At 71.6% G+C, this 21741-nt stretch carries 26 protein-coding genes and 1 other RNA gene; 22 read left to right on the top strand and 5 right to left on the bottom strand.

Going from position 1 to position 21741, the window contains the following annotated elements:
• Positions 1–6 precede the first annotated feature (6 nt).
• From BQ6202_RS07865 to BQ6202_RS07855, 3 genes are all read left to right on the top strand, one after another.
• Positions 7–867 (top strand): 3-hydroxyacyl-CoA dehydrogenase family protein, encoded by an 861-nt coding sequence (locus BQ6202_RS07865; RefSeq protein WP_072314009.1) that lies wholly within the window; start codon positions 7–9, stop codon positions 865–867.
• 65 nt (positions 868–932) lie between these two features.
• Positions 933–1637 carry a flavodoxin family protein gene (locus BQ6202_RS07860; protein ID WP_072313854.1) on the top strand — a complete coding sequence of 235 codons (705 nt, stop codon included), beginning with the start codon at positions 933–935 and terminating at the stop codon, positions 1635–1637.
• An 82-nt stretch (positions 1638–1719) separates the two neighbouring features.
• Positions 1720–2649 carry a prenyltransferase/squalene oxidase repeat-containing protein gene (locus BQ6202_RS07855; RefSeq protein WP_072313853.1) on the top strand — a complete coding sequence of 310 codons (930 nt, stop codon included), beginning with the start codon at positions 1720–1722 and terminating at the stop codon, positions 2647–2649.
• Positions 2650–2679: 30 nt separating this feature from the next.
• Here the strand turns inward: BQ6202_RS07855 and BQ6202_RS07850 are convergent, their stop codons facing one another.
• Complete coding sequence (locus tag BQ6202_RS07850; RefSeq protein WP_083587083.1) at positions 2680–3603, bottom strand: alpha/beta fold hydrolase; 924 nt, start codon at positions 3601–3603, stop codon at positions 2680–2682.
• A 39-nt stretch (positions 3604–3642) separates the two neighbouring features.
• Between BQ6202_RS07850 and BQ6202_RS07845 the strand changes: the two genes are divergently transcribed.
• A complete protein-coding gene (locus tag BQ6202_RS07845) occupies positions 3643–3855 on the top strand; it encodes a hypothetical protein (protein WP_072313852.1) in 213 nt (70 codons plus the stop codon).
• A gap of 136 nt (positions 3856–3991) precedes the next feature.
• Here BQ6202_RS07845 and BQ6202_RS07840 read toward each other — a convergent pair whose 3' ends face one another.
• Together BQ6202_RS07840 and BQ6202_RS07835 are read right to left on the bottom strand one after the other, a co-directional pair.
• Positions 3992–4357, bottom strand: a complete 366-nt coding sequence (locus BQ6202_RS07840) for a VOC family protein (RefSeq protein ID WP_072313851.1) — start codon at positions 4355–4357, stop codon at positions 3992–3994.
• Positions 4358–4434: 77 nt separating this feature from the next.
• Positions 4435–5670 carry a cell wall-binding repeat-containing protein gene (locus BQ6202_RS07835; protein ID WP_072313850.1) on the bottom strand — a complete coding sequence of 412 codons (1236 nt, stop codon included), beginning with the start codon at positions 5668–5670 and terminating at the stop codon, positions 4435–4437.
• A 149-nt stretch (positions 5671–5819) separates the two neighbouring features.
• On the opposite strand from BQ6202_RS07835, the gene BQ6202_RS07830 reads away from it, so the two are divergent.
• The 9 genes from BQ6202_RS07830 to BQ6202_RS07790 are packed head-to-tail and all read left to right on the top strand — an operon-like array spanning position 5820 to position 11145.
• Positions 5820–7052, top strand: coding sequence for a TadA family conjugal transfer-associated ATPase (locus BQ6202_RS07830; RefSeq protein ID WP_072314007.1), 1233 nt, complete (start codon positions 5820–5822; stop codon positions 7050–7052).
• A complete protein-coding gene (locus BQ6202_RS07825; protein WP_072313849.1) occupies positions 7049–7906 on the top strand; it encodes a type II secretion system F family protein in 858 nt (285 codons plus the stop codon). Before BQ6202_RS07830 ends, BQ6202_RS07825 begins: the two co-directional genes overlap by 4 nt.
• A complete protein-coding gene (locus BQ6202_RS07820) occupies positions 7903–8838 on the top strand; it encodes a type II secretion system F family protein (RefSeq protein ID WP_072313848.1) in 936 nt (311 codons plus the stop codon). Before BQ6202_RS07825 ends, BQ6202_RS07820 begins: the two co-directional genes overlap by 4 nt.
• 11 nt (positions 8839–8849) lie before the next feature.
• Positions 8850–9038, top strand: a complete 189-nt coding sequence (locus BQ6202_RS07815; RefSeq protein ID WP_072313847.1) for a hypothetical protein — start codon at positions 8850–8852, stop codon at positions 9036–9038.
• Positions 9038–9418, top strand: a complete 381-nt coding sequence (locus tag BQ6202_RS07810) for a TadE/TadG family type IV pilus assembly protein (RefSeq protein ID WP_327021585.1) — start codon at positions 9038–9040, stop codon at positions 9416–9418. The genes BQ6202_RS07815 and BQ6202_RS07810 overlap by 1 nt, the downstream gene beginning before the upstream one ends.
• Positions 9393–9884 carry a hypothetical protein gene (locus BQ6202_RS07805; protein ID WP_072313846.1) on the top strand — a complete coding sequence of 164 codons (492 nt, stop codon included), beginning with the start codon at positions 9393–9395 and terminating at the stop codon, positions 9882–9884. Before BQ6202_RS07810 ends, BQ6202_RS07805 begins: the two co-directional genes overlap by 26 nt.
• 47 nt (positions 9885–9931) lie before the next feature.
• The gene (locus BQ6202_RS07800; protein ID WP_072313845.1) at positions 9932–10357 is read left to right on the top strand and encodes a pilus assembly protein TadG-related protein; all 426 of its coding nucleotides are present in this window, start codon (positions 9932–9934) and stop codon (positions 10355–10357) included.
• Positions 10358–10376: 19 nt separating this feature from the next.
• Entirely contained in the window at positions 10377–10874 is a 498-nt protein-coding gene (locus BQ6202_RS07795; RefSeq protein ID WP_072313844.1) for a magnetosome magnetite crystal formation protein family, read from the top strand.
• A 34-nt stretch (positions 10875–10908) separates the two neighbouring features.
• On the top strand, positions 10909–11145 hold the full coding sequence (locus tag BQ6202_RS07790; RefSeq protein WP_072313843.1) for a hypothetical protein: 237 nt from the start codon (positions 10909–10911) through the stop codon (positions 11143–11145).
• Positions 11146–11214: 69 nt separating this feature from the next.
• Here BQ6202_RS07790 and BQ6202_RS07785 read toward each other — a convergent pair whose 3' ends face one another.
• A complete protein-coding gene (locus BQ6202_RS07785; protein ID WP_072313842.1) occupies positions 11215–11781 on the bottom strand; it encodes a TetR/AcrR family transcriptional regulator in 567 nt (188 codons plus the stop codon).
• 70 nt (positions 11782–11851) lie between these two features.
• Between BQ6202_RS07785 and BQ6202_RS07780 the strand changes: the two genes are divergently transcribed.
• Positions 11852–12439 (top strand): dihydrofolate reductase family protein, encoded by a 588-nt coding sequence (locus BQ6202_RS07780; protein ID WP_072313841.1) that lies wholly within the window; start codon positions 11852–11854, stop codon positions 12437–12439.
• A gap of 10 nt (positions 12440–12449) precedes the next feature.
• Here BQ6202_RS07780 and BQ6202_RS07775 read toward each other — a convergent pair whose 3' ends face one another.
• Positions 12450–13679 (bottom strand): MFS transporter, encoded by a 1230-nt coding sequence (locus tag BQ6202_RS07775; protein WP_327021584.1) that lies wholly within the window; start codon positions 13677–13679, stop codon positions 12450–12452.
• A 56-nt stretch (positions 13680–13735) separates the two neighbouring features.
• Here BQ6202_RS07775 and prfB point away from each other — a divergent pair, with 56 nt between their 5' ends.
• The 8 genes from prfB to BQ6202_RS07735 all read left to right on the top strand — a co-directional run bounded on the left by prfB (position 13736) and on the right by BQ6202_RS07735 (position 21693).
• Positions 13736–14854 (top strand): peptide chain release factor 2, encoded by a 1119-nt coding sequence (gene prfB, locus BQ6202_RS07770; RefSeq protein WP_072313840.1) that lies wholly within the window; start codon positions 13736–13738, stop codon positions 14852–14854.
• Between the two features lie 7 nt (positions 14855–14861).
• Positions 14862–16307: a 4-hydroxyphenylacetate 3-hydroxylase N-terminal domain-containing protein gene (locus BQ6202_RS07765; protein WP_072313839.1), complete on the top strand. Its 1446-nt coding sequence runs from the start codon at positions 14862–14864 to the stop codon at positions 16305–16307.
• Between the two features lie 82 nt (positions 16308–16389).
• Positions 16390–17121, top strand: coding sequence for a cell division ATP-binding protein FtsE (gene ftsE / locus BQ6202_RS07760; protein ID WP_072313838.1), 732 nt, complete (start codon positions 16390–16392; stop codon positions 17119–17121).
• On the top strand, positions 17118–18032 hold the full coding sequence (gene ftsX / locus BQ6202_RS07755; protein WP_072313837.1) for a permease-like cell division protein FtsX: 915 nt from the start codon (positions 17118–17120) through the stop codon (positions 18030–18032). The genes ftsE and ftsX overlap by 4 nt, the downstream gene beginning before the upstream one ends.
• Positions 18033–18145: 113 nt before the next feature.
• Positions 18146–18622 carry an SsrA-binding protein SmpB gene (gene smpB / locus BQ6202_RS07750; protein WP_072313836.1) on the top strand — a complete coding sequence of 159 codons (477 nt, stop codon included), beginning with the start codon at positions 18146–18148 and terminating at the stop codon, positions 18620–18622.
• Between the two features lie 95 nt (positions 18623–18717).
• A complete protein-coding gene (locus BQ6202_RS07745) occupies positions 18718–19746 on the top strand; it encodes a 6-phosphofructokinase (RefSeq protein ID WP_072313835.1) in 1029 nt (342 codons plus the stop codon).
• Positions 19747–19870: 124 nt separating this feature from the next.
• Positions 19871–20241: a transfer-messenger RNA gene (gene ssrA / locus BQ6202_RS07740) on the top strand.
• Positions 20242–20325: 84 nt separating this feature from the next.
• The gene (locus BQ6202_RS07735; protein ID WP_072313834.1) at positions 20326–21693 is read left to right on the top strand and encodes an NAD-dependent succinate-semialdehyde dehydrogenase; all 1368 of its coding nucleotides are present in this window, start codon (positions 20326–20328) and stop codon (positions 21691–21693) included.
• The last annotated feature ends 48 nt before the right edge of the window (positions 21694–21741 follow it).

Raw genomic sequence — 21741 nt, 5'->3', positions numbered from 1 at the left:
GGCGCGATGGCAGCAGCGACGACGGAGACGATCGCGGTGCTCGGCGCGGGCGTCATGGGTGCAGGCATCGCGCGCGTCTTCGGCGCCGCCGGCCACCGCGTGCGCGTGTTCGACGTGCGCGCCCAGGCCGCGGCCGCCGCTGCCGCGTCGGCCGGCGCGTCCGCGCACGACAGCGTCGAGGATGCGGTCGCGGGCGCGACCATCGTGCTCGAGGCGGCGCCCGAGCGGCTCGAGCTCAAGCGCGAGCTCATCGCGCGCGTCGAGGCGGCCAACGCGACCGCGATCATCGCCTCGAACACCTCGTCGATCGCGCCCGACGCGCTCGCGGCGGGGATGCGCGAGCCCGCGCGCCTCGTGATCGCCCACTTCTTCAACCCGGCGGACACCGTGCCGCTCGTCGAGGTCGTGCCGGGGCCCGCGACGCCCCAGGAGAGCGTCGATCGGGTAGTTCGGCTGCTCGAGGGCTGCGGCAAGACCGCGGTGCCGCTCGCGCAGCAGGTCGAGGGCTTCATCGCCAACCGGCTGCAGGCGGCGCTCTACCGCGAGGCGATGCACCTCGTGGAGCTCGGCGTCGCGACCCCTGAGCAGGTCGACCTGGCCGTGACCGCGGGGCTCGGCCCGCGCTGGGCGCTCGCCGGCCCGTTCGAGATCATGGATCTCGGCGGGCTCGACGTCTGGGCGAGCGTGACCGACGGCGTCTTCCCGAGCCTCGGCGACGCATCCGCCGCGCCCGCCATGCTGCGCGACCGCGTCGCCCGCGGCGAGCTGGGGGCCAAGACGGGGCAGGGCTTCCTGCCGCGCGACCCCGAGGCGGCCGCGCGGTTCGCCGCCCGCCTGCGCGCGCTGATCGCTGCGCTCGAGCGCTGACGCGCCGAGGTCGCGTGCCGGGTCCTCCATGGTGCCGCACAGCCCGCCGTGCCAGCGTGAGGGACATGACTGAGCCCATCCGAGCCATCTACATCAACTGCACCCTCACCCCGTCGCCCGGCGACAGCCACACCGAGCTGCTGATCGAGGCGAGCGCCGACATCCTGCGCCAGCAGGGCGTCGAGGTCGAGGTGGTGCGCGCCGTCGACCACGCCATCGCGCCGGGGGTGCAGCCCGACATGACCGAGCACGGCGCGAGCGAGGACGCCTGGCCGGCGCTCTGGGAGCGCGTGCTCGCCGCGGACATCCTGGTGCTCGCGACGCCGATCTGGCTCGGCGACGGCTCGAGCGTCTACCGCCGCGTGATCGAGCGGCTCTACGCCCACTCGGGCGAGCTGAACGACGCGGGTCAGTCGATCGTCTACGGCAAGGTCGGCGGCGTGCTCGTCGGCGGCAACGAGGACGGCATGAAGCACGTCGCGCGCGAGGGCATCTACGCCCTGCAGCACATCGGCTACACGATCCCGCCGCAGGCCGACGCCGGCTGGGTGGGCGAGGCCGGGCCCGGGCCCTCCTACGGCGACGAGCAGGAGGACGGCTCGCGCGTCGGCTTCGACAACGACTTCACGAAGCGCAACATCACGATCATGGCGTGGAACCTGCTGCATCTCGGGCGGATGCTGCAGGCCGGCATCCCGAAGGAGGGCAACGACCGCAACGCGTGGGAGGACGGCAGTCGCTTCGGCTTCCACAACCCCGAGTACCGCTAGGCACGTCGCCCGCCAGCCCCTCGCAGCGCCTCGGCGCGCGAGGGGCTGGTGCCATGTGGGCGGCGACGTGCATGATGCCTGCATGCGCGTCATCGACTGGCTGCTCGAGCCCGACTCCGACCCGGCGATCCGCTGGCAGGTGATGGCCGACCTGCTCGACGATGGGGCGGATGCGGTGGCGAGCGAGCGCGCGAAGGTCGCGACCGAGGGCTGGGGCGCTGCGCTGCTGGCCGCTCGCGGTGCAGACGGGCAGTGGGCGGGCGGCGCGCACTTCCCGACGACGCAGCCGACGCTTCCCGGGCAGCCCTGGACCTCCACATCGCACGTGCTGACCGAGCTGCGGCTGCTGGGCGCCGACCCGGCGGATGCCGAGGTGCGCGCCGCGGTCGCCGACGTCAAGCGCGTCACCCGCTGGGAGTACGACGACGAGCCCTTCTTCGAGGGCGAGGTCGAGCCGTGCATCAACGCCGCCCTCGTGACGAACGCCGTCTACTACGGCGAGCTCGACGAGCGTGTCGTCGAGCGGCTGCTGGGGGAGCGGATGGCCGATGGCGGCTGGAACTGCGACCAGGAGCGAGGCAGCGTGCGCTCGTCGTTCGACACGACGATCGCGGTGCTCGAGGCGCTCGCGGCGGTCGAGGCCGTGCGCGACGACCCGCGGCTGCGCGAGGCGCGAGAGAGCGGCGAGGGCTACCTGCTCGAGCGGCACCTGCTGCGGCGCAAGACCACCGGCGAGGTGCCGAAGCCGAGCTACGTGCAGCTCGCCTTCCCGCCGCGCCACGAGTACGACGCGCTGCGGGCGCTCGAGCACTTCCGCGCCGTGGGCGCGGCTCCCGACGAGCGGATGCGCGAGGCGCTCGACCTCGTGCGCTCGAAGCGCCAGGACGACGGCACGTGGCACCTCGACGTGATCCACGGCGGCGACGCCGTGAACGACTACGGCGCGGTGGGCGAGCCGAACCGCTGGATCACGCTGCGCGCGCTGCGGGTGCTGCGCTGGGCGGAGGGCTGAGGAGCGCGCTCGCGTGCCCTGATGCGCCCCTCAGGCGAGGCGGCGGAGGTAGCGCTGCATCGCCGGCACGACGACGTCCGGTCGGTCGCGCTGCACCCAGTGCCCCGCTTCCGGCACCACGAGCAGCTGCGCGTCGGGGATGGTGTCGGCAGCCGCGCGCGCCGCGGCGAGCGGCACACCGGAGTCGTGCTGGCCGTGCACGATGAGCACCGGCATCGCCAGCTCCCCGACGCGCTCGCTGTACCTGGTCGTCTGGGTGCGCAGCCCCACCTCTGCCCGCTGCCATTCGGCGAAGACCTCGATGCCCGTGCCCCGGCGGCCTTCGGCGAGGATGGCGTCGAGCAGCTCCGGTGTGCGCTGCGCGGGGTCGCGCACGACGGGCCGCAGGCTCGCGTCGAGCAAGGCGCGGCTGCGCAGTGTGGCGCGAGTCCCGAGCGCGAGCAGGCCAGCGCGGGTGCTGAGCCAGGAGAGCAGCTGCACGGGCGCGGCCAGGCGCCCCGGCACGATCGTGCGCATGAGTCCGTAGCTGCCGAGCAGCATGAGGCCGGCAACCCGCTGCGGGTGGCCGAGCGCATGCCCGATGGCGAGCCCGCCGCCGAGGGAGAGGCCGCCGATGACGTAGTGCTCGAGCTGGAGCGCATCGATCAGCGCCGCGACGTAGCCCAGGAGTCGATCCTGCGAGGCCCGCCACGGAGCCCTGGTGCTGGCCCCGTAGCCGGGGTGATCGGGGGCGATCACACGATGGCCGGCAGCCGCGAGCTCTCCGCCGATGCCGCCCCACGAGAGCAGGGCTGAGTCCAGGCCACCGCCGTGCAGCAGCAGCACCGTCGGCGCCCCCGCTGCGGGTCGCGGCGATCCGGATGGCGGGGTGCCGGGCTGCCATTCGAGGTAGGACACGTCTCCCCACGGCAGTGCCACGGTGCGGCGGTCGTGGGAAGCGGGCTCGGGGATCATCGTCACCGATGGTATCCGCGGCGTGACTGGCCTCGAGCGGTGCCCGAGGAGATGCTCGCCGCCGTGCCGGGCTGCGGTCTGCTGCGGCCGTTCCTCGACGACCCCGAGGTCGAAGAGCTCTGGGTGAACCAGGGATCTCGCGTCTTCGGCGCTCGATGTGACCACGGCGACGACGCCGTGAACACCTCCGGCGCGGTGGGCGAGCCGAACCGCTGGATCAGGAAGCGTACGCTGCACCGGGCGGAGGGCTGAGCAGCGCCAAGTGCGCCTCGACGGCGGCGATCGCCTGCTCGAGGTTTCATGGCAGCGGTCCGCGCGCACATCCCGTGACGCGCGTGCGCCGCGCGAGGCTGTGGATCGTGCCCGCCGCGGGTTGCCGCGGCTCCGCTCACTCGCCCGGCGTACCGAGGTAGAGCAGGAAACCCCCGGGATCCCGCACCTGCGCAACTCGCTCACCCCACGGCATGAGCGCTGGCGCCGCGACGCTCGTGGCTCCCACCTCGAGCGCGCGGCGGTATGCATCGTCGGCGTCGTCGACGTAGATCCAGAGGGCCGCGCCCATCGGATCGCCCGGCAGGTCGTTGTCGACCCCGATGCTCACCGTCGACGCGCCGACGGTAAGCGCGACGTAGACCACGCGCCCGTCGGCTTCGAAGGCGTAGACACGTTCCGCGTCGAACGCTGCGACGTAGAACGCCTCGAGCCCGTCGAGGTCACGCGTCGAGAGGATCGGGAAGCTGCGCTGCACCGTCATGCGGGCACGCTACCTGTTGGGACGCCCGCCTGCTTCGCAGCGGTCGTGCCCGAGCTGCATCCTGTGCGCAGCAGCGATCAGGGAAGGGTCTCGCAGGCTCGACCGTCATCGTCGCGATCGAGGCCCGCGATGTCGCCGTACCTCGGGAACCAGTAGTCGAACCAGAGCTGCGCCGCTCGCTGGGTCCGGAAGTCGGAGCAGTTCACCGAGCTCGAAGGCGCCGGGCCCGGAGGGATGCTCGGAGCTGGGGGCGGAGGAGTCGGGCGAGGCGGTGGCGGCGGGCAGTTCTCCAAGCGCAGGGCTGGATCGGAGAGCGACGGCTTGCCCCCGAGCCCGGTGATGACGCTCACGCCGCGCTGATCGCGCTCGGCTCGCAGCATCGTCGCGGTCGGGGTGTGGCAGCGCGTCGGCGTCAGGTAGAGCGGCTGGCCAGTGGCAGCCGCGAGCACCGATCCTCCGAGCGCATCGGGGAAGTTCTGACCGGTCGTGAGCAGCATCCTCCCGTTCGGTGCCGTCCTGCTGAACGCGTCGTGGATGCGCACGGCGGTCTCGTAGCGGTCGCTGCCTGCATAGCGCTCGACCGAGGTGGCACCCGATCGACGCAGCGCCTCGACGGTCGCGGCAGAGACCGAAGCGGTGCTGCCGGCGACGCGCACAGGCCGTCCCTCGACGTAGGGGGCGACGCGCTGGCGCCATGCCTCGAGCTGGGCGGGCGTGGTGCCTCGCCAGTCGAGGATGATGCCGCCGTTCGACTGCCCGGCGACAGATCCCGCGACCAGGGCGTCGGGGAACTTGCCACCCGCGACCACCCAGATCTCGTCGAGGCCCTCGACCCGGTCGAGCAGCGCGAGCGCGGTCTCGAATCGGTTGCTGCCGGAGACTCGCTCGACGGTCGCGCCGATCTCCGTCTCGATAGCGCGTGCGACGCTCGATGAGATCGACTGCTGGTCCCCGACAAGCACCACGGTGTCGGGGGAGATCCGCTCGATCTCCTGCATCACCGTGGGCGGGACAGCGTCCCGTGTCGTGAGCAGCAGGTGCGCCTGCTCGGCAGCAGCGACCGGGCCGGCGGCGAGCGCGTCGGGGAACTTCGCCCCGGAGGCGAGGTAGACGGTTTCGCCCACCCAGGGGAGCGCCTGCGACATGGCTACCGAGGTCGCGTAGCGATTCGCGCCGGCGATCCTCTTGATCGAGTGGGCCTCTGCGGCCGGAGCGGGGGTGAGCGTGACGAGCGGCGCGGCCAGCAGCATCGCTGTCGCTGCGATCGCGATCGCGCGGGCGCGGATGCGCGGGCGGGTCTGAGTGCGAGGCATGGTGGCCTTCCACGGTGAAGGAGGAGGCGCTGGGGGAGACCGCCTTCGCTGAGCATACCTCGCGTCTGTGGGTCATCGCGCCGCAGCACGTCGATCGCGCTGTGGACAACTTCCGCGACGCTCCGCAGCGGTCGAGTTCACTGGCCCGCATGCAGCAAGCCGTCGCCGAGATCACCGCCAGCGTGCGGGCGAAGGTGCGTCGTGACGGGATCGATCTGGCAGGGTCGGGCGACCTGGCCGAGCGCTACGTGCGCGATGCGGTGCGCGCCTACGCCGAGCGGTCGCTGGGTGGCAGCCTGCCGATGCTGACGGACGAGCGGAAGGCTGAGCGCGATGTGCTCGCGGCCGTGTCCGGCTACGGGCCGCTGCAGCCCTATCTGGACGATCCCGACATCGAGGAGATCTGGGTCAATCAGGGTTCGCGCGTCTTCTGCGCTCGCGGGGGCGTGAGCGAGCAGCTGCCGCTCCGACTCACCGAGACCGAGGTGCGCGACCTGGTCGAGCGGATGCTCTCCACCACGGGCCGCCGCGTCGATCTCAGCTCTCCGTTCGTCGACGCGTCGCTGCCGGACGGCTCGCGCCTGCACGTCGCGAGCGGTGACGTCGCGCGCGGTGCGATCAGCCTGAACATCCGCAAGTTCTCGCGTCGGCTGGCGTCCTTGACCGCGCTCGTCGAGCGCGGGGCACTCAGCCAGCAAGCGGCGGCCTTCCTCAAGCAGGCGGTGCTCGCGGGCTGCAACATCCTGGTCTCAGGGCCGACGCACGCGGGCAAGACGACGATGCTGAACGCGCTGCTGGCGGCGGTGCGCCCGGGGGAGCGCGTCGTGACCGTCGAGGAGACCTTCGAGCTCGATCCTCCGGTCGACGACATCGTGGGGCTCCAGTGCCGCCAGCCTTCGCTCGAGGGCACGGGAGAGATCTCGCTGCGGCGGCTCGTGAAGGAGTCGTTGCGCATGCGGCCGGACCGGCTGGTGGTCGGCGAGGTGCGCGAGGCCGAGGCGCTCGACCTGCTGGTCGCCCTGAACTGCGGGGTGAGCGGCATGTGCTCGATCCACGCGAACTCAGCGCGCGATGCGCTCAGCAAGCTCACGACGCTGCCGCTGCTCGCGGGCCGCAACATCGACGTCGGCTTCGTGGTGCCGACGGTCGCGCAGTGCATCGACCTGGTCGTGCACCTGGCGATCGATGCGCGCGGCAATCGCCACGTCGTCGAGATCCTGGCGCCGACGGGTCAGGCGACGGCGGGTGTGATCGAGGCTTCGAGCCTCTTCGCGCTGCGTGGCGGACTGCTCGAACCCACGGGATCGCATCCCGCGCGGTCGGCCAAGTTCGCGGCGGTCGGGATCGATCCGACCGCGCTGCTCTCGAGGGGCAGCGCGTGACGTGGCTGCTGGGTGCGGCGCTGGGGCTCGGCCTCGTGCTCACCGCGAGCCCGTGGCTGTGGCCGCGGAGCGCACGCACCTCCGAACCGCGGCTCCGACCGAAGATGCTCGATCGTCTGACCCAGGCGGGGCTCGACGACGTGCCTCCGCTCGCACTCGCGCTCGTGTCGCTGCTGGTCGGCGCGCTCGCGGCCGGGCTGGCCCTCGCCTTCGCGCCGGTCGTCGCGGTCGCCGGTGCCGCGTTCGCGGCTGGCGCCACCGGGCCGCTGCTCGCCGTGCGCTGGCGCGCGAGGCGCCGGCGCTCCGCGCAGGCTGCCGTGTGGCCAGATGTGGTCGACCACCTCGTCTCGGCGGTGCGCAGCGGACTGGCGCTGCCGGATGCGGTCGCGCAGCTCGAGCACACCGGTCCCGACGTCACGCGCTCGGCCTTCGCCGCCTACGCAGCTGACCACCGCGCGACGGGCTCGTTCGGTTACGCGCTCGATCGGCTGAAGGCGAGGCTCGCCGACCCGGTCGCCGACCGCATCATCGAGACGCTGCGGATGGCGCGCGAGGTCGGGGGCACCGAGATGACGACGGTGCTGCGCGAGCTCGCGGCCTACCTCCGCATCGACCTCGCGACCCGCGGTGAGCTGGAGGCGCGCCAGACCTGGATCGTGAGCGCAGCTCGGCTGGGCGTCGTGGCGCCCTGGATCGTGCTGCTGCTCCTCTCCACCCGGCCAGAAGCCGCCCAGGCGTACACCTCGTCCGGCGGCTTCGCGCTCGTCGCCGGGGGTGCGGCGGTGACGTGGATCGCGTATCGCGTGATGCTGCGCATCGGAGCGCTGCCGACCGAGGCGCGGTGGTTCGCGTGAGCGCCGAGGTCGGCTGGAGCCTGATCCTCGGCACCACCCTCGGCTTCGGAGTGTGGATGCTGGTGAGCCTCGTGCCGCTCTTCCGTCGACCGCTGCTGCTGCATCGCGTCGCGCCGTACGTGCTCGACGTGTCCTCCGGCGCTCGCGACCTGATGGCCCGTCGCCGCATCAATCCGCTCGGCATCGTCGGCGTCGTCGCCTCGCCCGTCGGTGACCGCCTCACGCCCGTCGTGCACGCAGTGCTCGGAGCACCGGATGGCATCCGTCGTCGACTGCGCCAGGCGGCGGCTGTCGAGAGCGTCGGAGCATTCCGCGGGCGCCAGCTGCGCTGGGCCGTGCTCTGCGGTGCCGCGGGCACCGCGCTCGGCGTCGTCGGGGCGATGCAGGGCGGGCCCGTCGCGCTGCCAGCAGCACTCGGCGCGCTCGCTGCAGCCATCGGCGCGTTCGCGGTCGACTGGCTCGTGCAACGGCAGGCCAAGCGGCGCCTCGCGCGCATCTCGAGCGAGCTGCCCTCGATCCTCGAATTCGTATCGCTCAGCCTCGCGGCGGGTGAGGGACTCCAGGATGCGCTGCGCCGCGTCGGTGCCGCGGGCCAGAGCGCGTTGGGGCGCGAGCTCGCCGGAGTGGTGGCGGATGCGGCCGCCGGCTCGAGCCTGTCGAGCGCCCTGGCGGCGCTGTCGGAGGAGCTCGACCATCCGGGGGTGTCTCGATGCGTCGATCAGATGCGCGGGGCGCTCGAGCGCGGCACGCCGCTCGCGCAGACGCTGCAGGCGCAAGCGCTCGACGCGCGCGAGGCAGCGAAGCGCGCGCTCCTCGAGGCGGCGGGTCGCAAGGAGATCTCCATGCTCGTGCCGCTGGTGTTCGGCCTGCTCCCGACCACGGTCGCGTTCGCGCTCTGGCCCGGCATCCATGTCCTGCAAGTCGGATTCTGAAGGAGGAAGCAATGACAACGATCAGCAGACGGTTCTCTCGCGTGGTGGGGCGCATCCAGGATGAGGAGCGCGGCGACGTCCCCGGATGGGTGCTCGTCACCCTGATGACGGCGGGACTCGTGATCGTCATCTGGACGGTCGCCGGGCCCGCGCTCACGGGGGTGTTCGAGCAGGCGATCGCGCGGGTCACGAGCTTCTGATGCGCCTGGCCGACGAGCGCGGCTCGGCGGTCGCGGAGTTCACGATGGTGGCCGGGCTCCTCGTGGTGCTCGTGCTGTCGGTGCTGCAGCTGTCGCTCGCGATGCACGTGCGGGCGACCGTGACCGACGCTGCCGCCGAGGGTGCGCGGCATGCGTCACTCGTCGGTGCCGATGCAGCCGCAGGCGTCGATCGCACGCGTGCATTGATCACGACCGCAGTCGGCGCCGACTACGCACAGCAGGTGTCTGCTTCCCGGGGCGCCGTCGCCGGTCTCGACACGATCGAGATCCGGGTGCTCGCACCCCTGCCGGTGCTCGGGCTGCTCGGGCCGAGCGCGCTGGAGGTGACCGGTCATGCGCCCGTCGAGACGCTCGGATGACGGGCCCAGCGCACGCCGCGTCGTCGCACGCCTGCGCGACGAGGGCGGCTCGGCGTCGCTCGAGTTCTTGACCGTCGGCGTGCTGCTGCTCGTGCCGCTCGTCTACCTCGTGATCACGCTGGGGCAGATCCAGCACGCGGTGCTCGGCATCGAGGGCGGCGCCCGACACGCAGCCCGCGCGGTCGCGCAGGCCGGTGACCATGACGCAGGGCTCGCCGCAGCCGACCGAGCCATCGTGGTGGCGCTCGCCGGCGCCGGGATCGATCCAGTGGACGCATCCGTGTCGGTCGTCTGCGCGCCGAGCGCCGGCGACTGCTCGACAGCACGAGGCACCGTCACGGTGGAGATCGTCGCAACCGTGCCGCTACCGCTCGCCCCACCGCTCCTGGACCTCGATGTCGGACTGGGCGTGCCGATATCGGCGACGGCGATGCAGCCGGTCTCGGCGTTCGGCGGAGCACCGTGAAGCCCCGTTCGCGAGACTTCCGAGGCGCGGGCGCGTCGTGGCGACGGATGCGGGATGAGGAGCAGGGCTCCACGCTCGTCCTGACGATCGGCTTCGCGGCGCTCGCGCTCGCCCTCATCCTCGCGGTGACCGCGGCCACGAGCCTGCTGATCGAGCGCCGTCGACTCTTCACCGTGGCAGACGGCGCGGCGCTCGCGGCGGCGGAGGCATTCGCGCTCGAGCAGGTGCGGTTCGACGGTCAGTCGGCGACCCCGGAGCTCGCCGAAGCGGCCGTGGATCGCGCCGCCGCCGACTGGGTGGCCCGAGCTGCGAGCGACCTCGACGCGATCCAGGTGGTGGGCGCTGCTGCCGACGCGCGCAGCGCCACCGTCACCGTGTCGAGCGCCTGGAGGCCACCGGTCGTCTCCCTCCTGCTGCCGGAGGGCATCCGCCTCGACGTGACATCGACCGCGCGTTCCGTGTTCGTCGACTGACGATCGATACGCTCGCAGCGTGAGCAGCACGGAGCACCAGGCGATGCACCCGGACGCCGGGCGCGCTGCCGTCGGCTCCGCGCTGCGACCGGCGAGCGCCATGCCGCCTCGGCCGGCGGAGGGCGGTGGTGGCAGGGCGTGGGCGCTCGGGTTCCTCGCCTACATCCCGATCCCGTTCCTCGGCCAGCTGCTCGGCGGCGTCATCATGGCCGGCGCCGGCGCGAGCCAGCGCAAGCGGGCGGGTCTCGTCGGCGCGCAGGGCAGGCACGCCGCGAACTGGGGGATGACGTACGCGCTCCTCACGGTGCTGTGCGTCGTAGGCGCCGTGACCCTCGGCCTCCTGACGAACGTGCTGCCGGCGCAGCAGGAGGCGCTCAGTGCCAGCGCGCTCACGGTGCTCGGCGTGTGGCTCTTCGGTGTCAACCTCGCGCACGTGGTGATTTGCATCATCGGTCTGGTGCGCGCGGGACAGCTGCGCGAGTTCCGCTGCCCGATCGCGATCCCGTTCTTCCGCTGACCGGTCGTCGAGCCCGCGCCGCTACCCTCGCAGCATGAGCGAGATCGATCCGGAATCCTTCGACTACGACGCGGTCGCCGCGAGCCTGCCGACCGACGAGCCCGAGCGCGCGGCCGACGGGCTCAAGGCGCTCATGCAGAACCCGGCGTTCCGGCAGCTGGTCGGCCAGATCCAGGCGGGGGAGCTGAACGACGACGAGCTGCGCGACGAGGCGACCTCGATCGCGCACGACCTGGCCGCCCGCCAGGAGCTGCGCCGCGACGAGCAGTGACGCGCACGGCCCGCTCACGCTAGCCGGTTGCACGGCCGCTGGTCGCGCCGGCAGGCGCGAGCCGCTGGGTCACGGGAGCAGGCTGTCCACGATCCGGTCAATGGCCGCGTCGAGCGATACTCCGGTGCGCAGCGGCACGGTGAGGTGATCGAGCATCATGCCGTCGATGGCGAAGTGCATCAGGGCGATCTCGGTGCGACCTCCCGGGAGGCCCGCGTCGCCGTTGAACGCGACGTCCTCCTCGAACGCTCGCTGCCGCCAGGCGCCGAGCGTCGCTGCCACGGCCGGTCGCCGAGCTGCCTCGAGCCGCAGCTCGAAGAGCGCGAGCGCGACGTGCGGGTCGTCGGTCAGCCGCCGCACCACATCGCGCACGTACTCGACGAAGAGTGCGCGGTCGGGCGACCGCGCGGCACGCGCGGCCGCGAACGCGGGCTCGGGCGCCAGTCGCTCGCCGATGCGATCGACGAGCGCGGATGTCAGGTCGCTGCGGGTAGGGAAGTAGTTCGAGGCCGTGCCGCGTGGCGTGCCAGCCATGGCGTCGACGGCACGATGCGTGAGCCCGCGGGCGCCTGCTTCGGCGAGCACCCGGATCCCGGCGTCGGCGAGCGCGGAGCGGCGTTCGAGGTTTCGAGCCATGGGGTCAGCCTAGCGGGATCACGACATCTGTCGTACACTGAGTACGACAGATGTCGTGAATGGAGAAGCCATGCGAGCGCTCGTCTACTACGTCGCCGTCAGTCTCGACGGCTGCATCGCCGACCCGGACGGCGGCTTCGACGCGCTGCTCGGCGGCGGCGATCACGAGTCCGTGGTCCTCGGCGAGTACGCGGATGCGCTGCCCGCGCACGCGCATGCGGCACTCGGGGTCGAGCCGCCGCGCACGCGCTTCGACACGGTGCTCATGGGGTGGAACACGCTCATCCCGGCACTCGACGCGGGCATTGGGAGCCCCTACCCGCACTTGCGGCAGGTCGTTGCGACGCGGAGGCAGCGCGAGGTCGACCCGGCGATCGAGCTCACCGACGATCCCATCGCCACCGTCCGCAGGCTGAAGCAGGAGGACGGGCTCGACATCTGGCTCTGCGGCGGCGGCGAGCTCGCGGGCACGCTCCTGCCGGAGATCGACCGGCTCGTGCTGAAGCGTCATCCGGTCGTCTTCGGCTCCGGCATCCGCTTGTTCGGCGACACTGCCTTCGAGCCGCGCAGGTTCGCGCTCCACCGCACCCGCACCTTCGACTCGGGGGTCGCGGTGGAGGAGTACATCGCTCCCTCGTCACTGCCGCCGACCAGCTGACGGCGGGCAGCTAATCGCGAGCCTTCCGCGGCAGCCAGCGCAGCAGCGTCGCCGCGCCCGCGATGCAGAGGGCTGCGAGCCCGCCGGCCGCCCACGCGATCGACGCGACCGAGATGAGCAGCGAGATCAGCAGCGGCGCCGCGGCACCGCCCGCGTCGGTCGTGAGGCGCCAGGCTCCGAGGAACGGCGCGGGGTTGCGCGGATCGGCCAGGTCGGCGCCGAGGGTCATGAGGATGCCGGAGCCGAGCCCGTTGCCGAGCGCCATGAGCAGCGCTGCTGCCATGAACCATCCGACCGCCGCATCGACGTCGTGCGAGAGGGCCAGGGTCACGAACGAGGCCGCCATGAGCGCGAGCGAGGGCACGACGCTCCAGAGGCGGCCGAAGCGATCCATCACCCAGCCCGAGATGAAGAAGAGCGCGAAGTCGACGCCGCCCGCGACGCCGATCACGAGACCCGTCGTCACCGCATCGAGCCCGATCGAGATGGCCCACAGCGGCAGCAGCACGTTGCGCGCCTGCCGCGCGAGCGCCAGCATCGCGGCGCCGGCGCCGACCGTGGCGAGCACGCGGGCGTGCTGGCGGACGACGCTCCAGATGCCGGTGCGCTCCTGCTTCAGCTCCACCACGCCCGTCGTCGGCGGCGTGCGCTCGAAGACCGACGAGGGATCAGGCAGCACGATGAGCACCACGATCGCGATGATCGTGCCGAGCGCGCAGACGAGCCAGACGGCGCTCACGCCGAAGCCGAGCCCCAGCACCGCCGACCCGATGAGCGGCCCGACGAACATGCCCATGCGGAAGATGCCGCCGAGCGTCGAGAGCGCCCGCGCCCGGTAGCGCAGCGGCACGTAGGTGGTCATGAAGGCGTGCCGCGCGAGCGCGAAGACGGCGTGGCCGAGCCCCAGCACGAAGATGGCGGCGCCCAGCATCCAGACGGTGGTGGCGAAGTAGGCGATGGCGAGCGAGACGAGCACGAGCAGGCCAGCGCCGATCATCGTCGGCCGCTCGCCGAAGCGCGCCACGACCGATCCGCCGGGCAGGTCGCCCGCGAGCTGGCCGACGGTCAGCATCGCCGCGACGATCGCCGCGACGGCGAGCGTCGCGCCCAGATCGCCCGCGATGAGCGGGATGTAGGGGATGACCGCGCCCTCGCCGATCGCGAACGCGGCGGTCGGCACGTAGGCGGCGCCCGCGATCCTGCGCCACGGGAATCGCTCCGACTGGTCGATGCCGCTCACAGTGCGAGCCTAGGCACTGCGAGCCGACCGCGCTCGCGTCGGTAGGCTGGGGCATCATGGCCGATCTCGACATCGCCGGCGCCATCGCCGAGCTGCGCTCCACGTTCTTCGACATCAAGTCGGTGCTCGACGCCGAGCGCCTGCAGGCCGACATCGACCGGCTCTCCGAGGCGGCCGGCGCACCAGACCTGTGGGACGACCCGGAGGCCGCGCAGAAGGTGACGAGCGAGCTCAGCCACGCGCAGACCGACCTGCGTCGCATCATCGAGACCGAGCAGCGCATCGACGACCTCGAGGTGCTCGTCGAGATGGCGAACGAGGAGCGCGACGAGGCGACGCAGAACGAGGCGAAGAAGGAGCTGAAGGGCCTGCAGCGGATCATCTCCGAGCTCGAGGTGCGCACGCTGCTCGACGGCGAGTTCGACGCCCTGCCCGCCGTCGTCACGATCCGCGCCGGCGCGGGCGGTGTCGACGCATCCGACTTCGCCGAGATGCTGCTGCGCATGTACCTGCGCTACGCCGAGCAGCACAGCATGCCCGTGAGCGTCTACGAGACCAGCTACGCCGAGGAGGCGGGCATCAAGTCGGCCTCGTTCGAGATCAACGCCCCCTACGCCTTCGGCAACATGTCGGTCGAGGCCGGCACCCACCGCCTCGTGCGCATGAGCCCCTTCGGCGCGGCCGGCAAGCGCCAGACCTCGTTCGCAGCGGTCGAGGTCGTGCCGCTGTTCGAGCAGGTCGACGAGGTCGAGGTGCCCGAGACCGACATCCGCGTCGACGTCTTCCGCTCGTCCGGCCCCGGCGGCCAGAGCGTGAACACGACCGACTCGGCGGTGCGCATCACGCACATCCCGACCGGCATCGTCGTCTCGATGCAGAACGAGAAGAGCCAGATCCAGAACCGCGCTGCCGCGATGCGCGTGCTGCAGAGCCGCCTGATGCTCGTGCAGCGCGAGGAGGAGGCGGCCCGCAAGAAGGAGCTCGCCGGCAACATCGCCGCCAGCTGGGGCGACCAGATGCGCTCCTACGTGCTCGCGCCGTACCAGATGGTCAAGGACCTCCGCACGCTGCACGAGCAGAACAACCCCTCCGCGGTCTTCGACGGCGAGCTCGACGGCTTCATCGCCGCTGGCATCCGGTGGCGCAAGCGCCAGCAGCAGGAGACGGACGACTAGGAGCAGCATGGCTCGGCCCTACGACGGTCGCCCGCAGACCGGCGCCGACTACCTCGCGAGCCTCGACGACGGCCGCGTCGTCATCCACGACGGGCTGCCGGTCGAGCGAGTGGCCGAGCACCCGGAGCTCCGCGGTGTCGCGCACACGATCGCGTCGCTCTACGACACGATGCACGGCGACGCCGAGGGCGACGCCGAGGGCGACGGCGACGGTGGCGACGGACTCGTGCTCGTCCCGACCTCCGACGGCGCCGGCGTCACGCATCCGTTCTGGGTGCTGCCCCACACTCGCGACGACCTGCGGGCGCAGCGCGAGGCGATCCGCGCCTGGCAGCGCCGCACCCACGGCTGGGTCGGCCGCACGCCCGAGTTCATGGCGAGCGTCGTCAGCTCGATGGCCGCGCACGCGCCCTTCTTCGGCCGCTTCGAGCAGCAGGTGCGCGACATGTACGCCCGCGACCAGCGCGACGTCACGCACTACGCCCAGGCGCTCGTGAACCCGCCGGTCGACCGCGACCTGCCGCCGGACGAGGTGGCGGATGTGTTCCTGCACGTCGTGCGCGAGACCGACGAGGGCGTCGTGATCCGAGGTGCGAAGGCCGTCGTCACCGGCGCCGCCACCGCGCAGCGCCTGCTCGTCTCGCACTTCGGCGGCGAGGTGCAGACGAGCGACTTCGCGATCGCGGCCTCCGTGCCGGTCGGCACCCCCGGCATCCGCATCTACACGCGCGGCACGCCCGCGCGCGCCGACCAGCCGCTCGCCAGCCGCTTCGCCGAGCACGACGCGCTCGTGGTGTTCGACGACGTGCTGGTGCGCTGGGAGGACGTCTTCATCCGCGACCCCGAGACGATGCTGGCCTTCAACACCGGCGCCGTCGGCTGGAACGTGCGCCTCGTCTTCCAGGCCACCACGCGGCTCGAGGCGAAGCTCGAGCGCATCGCCGGCCTCGCGGTGCGCGCGACCGAGATCATGGGCACGAGCGAGCTGCGGGGCGTGCAGGCGGCGCTCGGCGAGCTGATCGCCTACCGCGACACGGTCGCTGCGCTGCGCGACGCCATGATCGAGCAGGCGGTGCCCTCCGGCGACTCGCTCGGGCCCGGGCCGCAGGCGGCGATGGCCTTCGCGGGCTACGGCCCCGACGCCTACAGCCGCATGCGCGTCACGCTGCAGACCATGCTCGCCTCGGCCTTCGCGCACCTGCCGGTGCCGCCGGACGCGCTCGGCACCGAGCACGTCTTGGCCGTCGAGCCGCTCCTGCGCGGCTCGGGTGGGGCGGATGCGCGGGAGCGCCTCGAGGTCATGGGCGAGCTGTGGGATGCGGTCGGCACGGGCTTCGGCGCCCGGCACGAGCTCTACGAGCGCAGCTACTTCGGGCAGGCCGAGCGCATGCACCTCGGGATCCTGCGCGCCGCGCAGGCGACGGGGCGCGTCGCCGAGTGGCAGTCGCGCTGACGCCGGCAGCCGGGGCGCATCCGCCGCCGCGCCGATGCGGTGCCGCGCCGAACGCATCCGGCCGCCGTAGCCTCGTCAGGTCATGATCCGCTTCGACGAGGTCTCGAAGACCTACTCCCGCAAGGCCCGCCCCGCCCTCGACGGCATCTCGTTGGAGATCCTCAAGGGCGAGTTCGTGTTCCTCGTCGGCGCCTCAGGCTCCGGCAAGTCCACGCTCATCCGCATGGTGCTGCGCGAGGAGACCCCCTCGAGCGGCGAGGTGCACGTCCTCGGTCAGCGGCTCAAGGCACTGCCCAGCCGCCGCGTGCCGTTCTTCCGCCGCAACCTCGGCGTCGTCTTCCAGGACTTCCGGCTGCTGAACAACAAGACGGTCTACGAGAACGTCGCCTTCACGCTGCAGGTCATCGGCCAGAGCCGCGGCTTCATCTCGGAGGCGGTGCCCGACGTGCTGAAGATCGTCGGCCTCGCCGGCAAGGCGAGCCGCCTGCCGCACGAGCTCTCCGGCGGTGAGCAGCAGCGCGTCGCGATCGCCCGCGCCGTCGTCAACCGGCCCCCGATCCTGCTCGCCGACGAGCCGACCGGCAACCTCGACCCATCCACCAGTGCCGGCATCATGGCGCTGCTCGAGCGCATCAACGAGGGCGGCACCACCGTGGTGATGGCGACGCACGAGGCCTCGATCGTCGACGAGATGCAGAAGCGCGTCGTCGAGCTCGACGCCGGCGTCATCATGCGCGACGAGGCGCACGGCAGCTACAAGCGCCACCTGGCAGAGCTCGAGGAGCCGGCGCTCGGCCTGGAGGAGATCGCGTGAGGCTCCAGCTGATCTCGCAGGAGGTCTGGAACGGCCTGCGGCGCAACCTCTCGGTCGTCGTCTCGGTCGTGCTGGTCACCTTCATCTCGCTCTCCTTCGTCGGCGCGGCGATCCTGCTGCAGCTGCAGATCAACCAGATGAAGGGCTTCTGGTACGACCGCGCGCAGGTCGGCATCTACTTCTGCGGGCCGGTCGACGCGACCGAGACCTGCACCCAGACCGCCGCGACCGGCGAGCAGGTGCAGGCGGTGCGGGATGTCTTGGAGAGCGGTGCGATCGCGCCCTACGTGAGCCACGTGGAGTTCGAGGACCGAGAGCTGGCCTACGAGCACTTCATCGAGCAGTTCGGAGGCACGGCGAGCGCGGAGTTCGCGAGCCCCGAGACCATGAACGAGGCCCTCTGGGTGCGGCCCTCCGCGCCCACCGATGCCGACCTCATCCGGGAGGCGACCTCTGCGCTCCCGGGGGTGCTCGAGGTGCGCGACCAGCGCGCGCTGCTCGAGCCGATCTTCCAGGTGCTGAACACCGCGAGCCTCGCCGCGATCGGCGTCGCTGTGCTCATGCTCGTGGCGGCGGTGCTGCTGATCTCGACCACGATCAGGCTCTCGGCGTTCTCGCGCAAGCGCGAGCTGGGCATCATGCGGCTCGTGGGCGCCTCGAACCGCTTCATCCAGACGCCGTTCATCATCGAGGGCGTCGTCGCGGCGCTGCTCGGGGCCGTGCTCTCTGCCGTGTCCGTGATCGCGGTCGTGCACTTCTTCCTGCAGGGCTACGTGGCGCCCATGCTGCAGACCATCGCCATCGTGACGGTGGAGGACGCGCTCGTCGTCGCGCCCGTTCTGATCGCCATCGGCGTGCTCTTCGCCGGCGTCGCGGCAGCGGTCGCGATCCGCAGGTACCTGAAGATCTGACGCACCCGCCTCCGGCGGCCGCCGCTGGGGTAGGCTGAACGGCTGCCCGCGCTGCGGGCGACCACAGCCGACACCGGGCCCATGCCCGACAGACACGACACCAGGAGCCACCCATGCCGCGCGAACAGGGTCACAAGGTCGTGGCGCAGAACCGCAAGGCGCGCCACGACTACACGATCGAGGATCGGTTCGAGGCGGGCCTCGTGCTGCGCGGCACCGAGGTGAAGTCGCTGCGGGCCGGCCGCGCATCGCTCGTCGACGGCTACGCCTTCATCGACGGGGGAGAGGCCTGGCTCGACGCCGTGCACATCCCCGAGTACGGCCAGGGCACGTGGACGAACCACCCGCCCCGCCGCAAGCGCAAGCTGCTGCTGCACCGCGACGAGATCGAGAAGCTGCAGGGCAAGGTGTCGCAGGGCGGCTACACGCTCGTGCCGCTCTCGCTCTACTTCTCCGACGGCCGCGCGAAGGTCGAGCTGGCGGTCGCGAAGGGCAAGCGCGAGTACGACAAGCGCCACGCGCTGCGCGAGCGGCAGGACAAGCGCGAGGCCGATCGCGCCATGCGCTCGCGCAACCGGCTCGGCGACTAGCGGCGCGCATCCGCCCCGTTCGACAAACGGGAGCGCAGTCGCTTGGATGGTCACGCCGGCAGGGTTCACCCAGGGCCCTTCGGTGGGAAGGTGAAATGCGAGTCGGCATCCTCACGTCCGGCGGCGACTGCCCCGGCCTCAACGCGGTCATCCGAGCGGCGGTGCTCACCGGCATGGTGCACCACGGACTCGAGTTCGTCGGCATCCGCGATGGCTATCGCGGCCTCGTCGACGGCGATGTGCGCGTCCTCAACCGCTCCTCCGTGCGCGGCACGAGCCGCATCGGCGGCACGATCCTCGGCACCAGCCGCACCAACCCCTACGACGGGCCCAACGGTGGCGCCGAGAAGGTCAAGCAGACGCTCGCGCGGCTCGGCGTCGACGCGGTGATGGCGATCGGCGGCGAGGGCACCCTCGCCGCGGCGAACCGGCTGGCCGACGACGGACTCCCGATCGTGGGCGTGCCGAAGACGATCGACAACGACCTCGACGCCACGGACTACACCTTCGGGTTCGACACCGCGGTGCAGATCGCCACGGAGGCGGGCGACCGGCTGCGCACGACCGGCGACTCGCACATGCGCTGCATGGTGCTCGAGGTCATGGGTCGGCACGTGGGCTGGATCGCGCTGCACACGGGCATCGCGACCGGCGCGCACGTCACCCTCATCCCCGAGCAGCCACGCTCGATCGAGTGGATCAGCGAGTACGTGCAGTCGGTCTACGATCGCCGTCGTGCGCCACTCGTGGTGGTGTCCGAGGGCTTCAAGCTCGAGGGCATGGACGAGGCGCACTCGCACAAGGGGCTCGACGCCTTCAACCGCCCGCGCCTGGGCGGCATCGGTGAGCTGCTCGCCCCGATGATCGAGGAGCGCACGGGCATCGAGTCGCGCTCGACCGTGCTCGGGCACATCCAGCGCGGCGGTGCGCCCAGCGGTGCGGACCGCGTGCTCGCGACGCGCTTCGGCCTCGCCGCGATCGACGCGATCGTCGCGGAGGACTGGGGCTCGATGGTGTCGCTGCGCGGCACCGACATCGTGCGCGTGCCGATGGCGGATGCGCTCGGCGACCTGAAGCGCGTGCCCGACCACCGCTACCGCGAGGCGGAGATGCTGTTCGGCTGACTCGACCGGCGGGAGGGCTTGCCGAGGTGCGCGCGCTCGCGCTATCGTGGTGGGCTGGCCTCGCCAGCGCGCCGGACGCATCCGGCATTGGGAACTCAACAGCGTGCGACTCGCACCACTCCATGGGGATGATCGGTTTCGACAGCGCCTCAGTCGGAGCGGGAAGCGGGTAGAGGATGCAGGGTTATCTCTTGAACGCTCCCTGCAAAACCATAGGTGCCAATGCAAAGCGCACCGACTTCGCCCTCGCTGCCTAAGCGAGCCTGAAGTCCGTCAGACCGGGGATGCTCTCTCCCCGGACCCTGGCGTCGTTTTGAGAGCTTGCTGCGCCGCTGCGTCACAGGGCGGCGCGGGACTTTCACTGTGACTGGGCTCGTCGACCTAGGTGCTCAGGACAAAGGTCGGAGCCGAGCAGAACGCCTTCCCTGAGCTGCACCCGGAGAAGCCGCACGGTTTGAGCGTTGGACGGGGGTTCGATTCCCCCCATCTCCACCATCGGGCCGAGTCGCACGCTGTTGAGAGCTCCCGCTCGCCTCCCAGTACGCTGGGGTCGTCCCCGACCCTGCGAGGAGGCAGAGCGTGAGCGAGTACAAGGTCACCGATCCCTACACCGGCGAGGTCGTCAAGGAGTATCCGACCGCGACCGATGACGAGATCCGCGCGGCGATCGATCGCGCGCACGCAGCCTTCCAGCCGTGGTCGCAGACCCCGATCGCCGAGCGCGCCGCGATCATCGTGAAGGCCGCCGACGCCTTCGCCGAGCGCTCGCGCGAGCTGGCCGAGATCATCCGCACCGAGATGGGCAAGCCCATCGACCAGGGCGTCTTCGAGGCCGAGTTCTCGAGCGAGATCATCCGCTACTACGCCGACAACGCCGAGGCCTTCCTCGCCGACGAGGTGCTCCAGGTGCGCTCCGGCGTCGACGCGCGCGTGCGCAAGTCGGCGCAGGGCGTGATCCTCGGCATCATGCCCTGGAACTACCCCTACTACCAGGTCGCGCGCTTCGCCTTCCCGAACCTCGTGCTCGGCAACACCGTCGTGCTCAAGCACGCGCCGCAGTGCCCGTCGTCGGCGACCGTGATCGCCGAGATCCTCGAGCAGGCCGGGCTGCCGGCCGGCGCCTACGAGAACGTCTTCGCGACCAACGACCAGATCGGCGAGATCGTCATCCCCGACCCGCGCGTCCGGGGCGTCTCGCTGACCGGCTCCGAGCGCGCCGGAGCCGCAGTGGCCGAGATCGCGGGGCGCAACCTCAAGAAGGTCGTGCTCGAGCTCGGCGGCAGCGACCCCTTCATCGTGCTGTCGACCGATGACATGGATGCGGTCGTCGAGAACGCCGTCGAAGCGCGGATGGAGAACTCGGGCCAGGCGTGCAACGCCTCGAAGCGCTTCATCGTCGTCGACGAGCACTACGACGCGTTCACCGAGAAGCTCGCGGCGGCGCTCACCGCGCTGCCCGTCGGCGGCGCGGACGACGAGGACGCGCTCGTCGGGCCGCTCTCGTCGCAGGCGGCGGCAGACAGGCTGCGCAGCCAGGTCGCCTCGGCGATCGACGAGGGTGCGCAGGTGCTGGTCGGGGAGCCGACGGCGCCCGGCGATACGCGCGTGGCCCCCGCGCTGCTCGGCGGCGTGACCTCCGAGATGGACGCGTACCGCGAGGAGCTCTTCGGGCCCGTCGGCACGGTCTACCGCGCGAAGGACGTCGACGACGCGGTGCGGATCGCGAACGACACGCCCTTCGGCCTGGGCTCGCGCGTGTGGTGCAGCGACCCAGAGCTCGCGCTCGCGGTCGCCGACCGCATCGACGCCGGCATGGTGTCGATCAACGGCGCCGGCGCCGAGGACTACGACATGCCCTTCGGAGGCACGAAGCGCTCTGGCTACGGCCGCGAGCTCGGCCCCCACGGCATGGAGGAGTTCATGAACAAGAAGCTCATCGTCGGCTGAGACCCATCGTCGGCTGCAGGCAAGCGACCGCGGGCGTCCTCGATCGAG

Source organism: Agrococcus sp. Marseille-P2731, assembly GCF_900117395.1.
GTDB lineage: Bacteria > Actinomycetota > Actinomycetes > Actinomycetales > Microbacteriaceae > Agrococcus.
The sequence above is the reverse complement of the archived record's forward strand: the minus strand, read 5'-3'. Positions and strand labels throughout refer to the sequence as shown.

Bases quoted from the DNA above. Each gene is read 5' to 3' on its own strand.
- BQ6202_RS07865 (WP_072314009.1), top strand. From the start codon at position 7: ATGGCAGCAGCGACGACGGAGACGATCGCGGTGCTCGGCGCGGGCGTC.
- BQ6202_RS07860 (WP_072313854.1), top strand. From the start codon at position 933: ATGACTGAGCCCATCCGAGCCATCTACATCAACTGCACCCTCACCCCG.
- BQ6202_RS07855 (WP_072313853.1), top strand. From the start codon at position 1,720: ATGCGCGTCATCGACTGGCTGCTCGAGCCCGACTCCGACCCGGCGATC.
- BQ6202_RS07850 (WP_083587083.1), bottom strand. From the start codon at position 3,603: ATGATCCCCGAGCCCGCTTCCCACGACCGCCGCACCGTGGCACTGCCG.
- BQ6202_RS07840 (WP_072313851.1), bottom strand. From the start codon at position 4,357: ATGACGGTGCAGCGCAGCTTCCCGATCCTCTCGACGCGTGACCTCGAC.
- BQ6202_RS07835 (WP_072313850.1), bottom strand. From the start codon at position 5,670: ATGCCTCGCACTCAGACCCGCCCGCGCATCCGCGCCCGCGCGATCGCG.
- BQ6202_RS07830 (WP_072314007.1), top strand. From the start codon at position 5,820: ATGCAGCAAGCCGTCGCCGAGATCACCGCCAGCGTGCGGGCGAAGGTG.
- BQ6202_RS07815 (WP_072313847.1), top strand. From the start codon at position 8,850: ATGACAACGATCAGCAGACGGTTCTCTCGCGTGGTGGGGCGCATCCAG.
- BQ6202_RS07810 (WP_327021585.1), top strand. From the start codon at position 9,038: ATGCGCCTGGCCGACGAGCGCGGCTCGGCGGTCGCGGAGTTCACGATG.
- BQ6202_RS07805 (WP_072313846.1), top strand. From the start codon at position 9,393: ATGCGCCCGTCGAGACGCTCGGATGACGGGCCCAGCGCACGCCGCGTC.
- BQ6202_RS07800 (WP_072313845.1), top strand. From the start codon at position 9,932: ATGCGGGATGAGGAGCAGGGCTCCACGCTCGTCCTGACGATCGGCTTC.
- BQ6202_RS07790 (WP_072313843.1), top strand. From the start codon at position 10,909: ATGAGCGAGATCGATCCGGAATCCTTCGACTACGACGCGGTCGCCGCG.
- BQ6202_RS07785 (WP_072313842.1), bottom strand. From the start codon at position 11,781: ATGGCTCGAAACCTCGAACGCCGCTCCGCGCTCGCCGACGCCGGGATC.
- BQ6202_RS07780 (WP_072313841.1), top strand. From the start codon at position 11,852: ATGCGAGCGCTCGTCTACTACGTCGCCGTCAGTCTCGACGGCTGCATC.
- prfB (WP_072313840.1), top strand. From the start codon at position 13,736: ATGGCCGATCTCGACATCGCCGGCGCCATCGCCGAGCTGCGCTCCACG.
- BQ6202_RS07765 (WP_072313839.1), top strand. From the start codon at position 14,862: ATGGCTCGGCCCTACGACGGTCGCCCGCAGACCGGCGCCGACTACCTC.
- ftsE (WP_072313838.1), top strand. From the start codon at position 16,390: ATGATCCGCTTCGACGAGGTCTCGAAGACCTACTCCCGCAAGGCCCGC.
- smpB (WP_072313836.1), top strand. From the start codon at position 18,146: ATGCCGCGCGAACAGGGTCACAAGGTCGTGGCGCAGAACCGCAAGGCG.
- BQ6202_RS07745 (WP_072313835.1), top strand. From the start codon at position 18,718: ATGCGAGTCGGCATCCTCACGTCCGGCGGCGACTGCCCCGGCCTCAAC.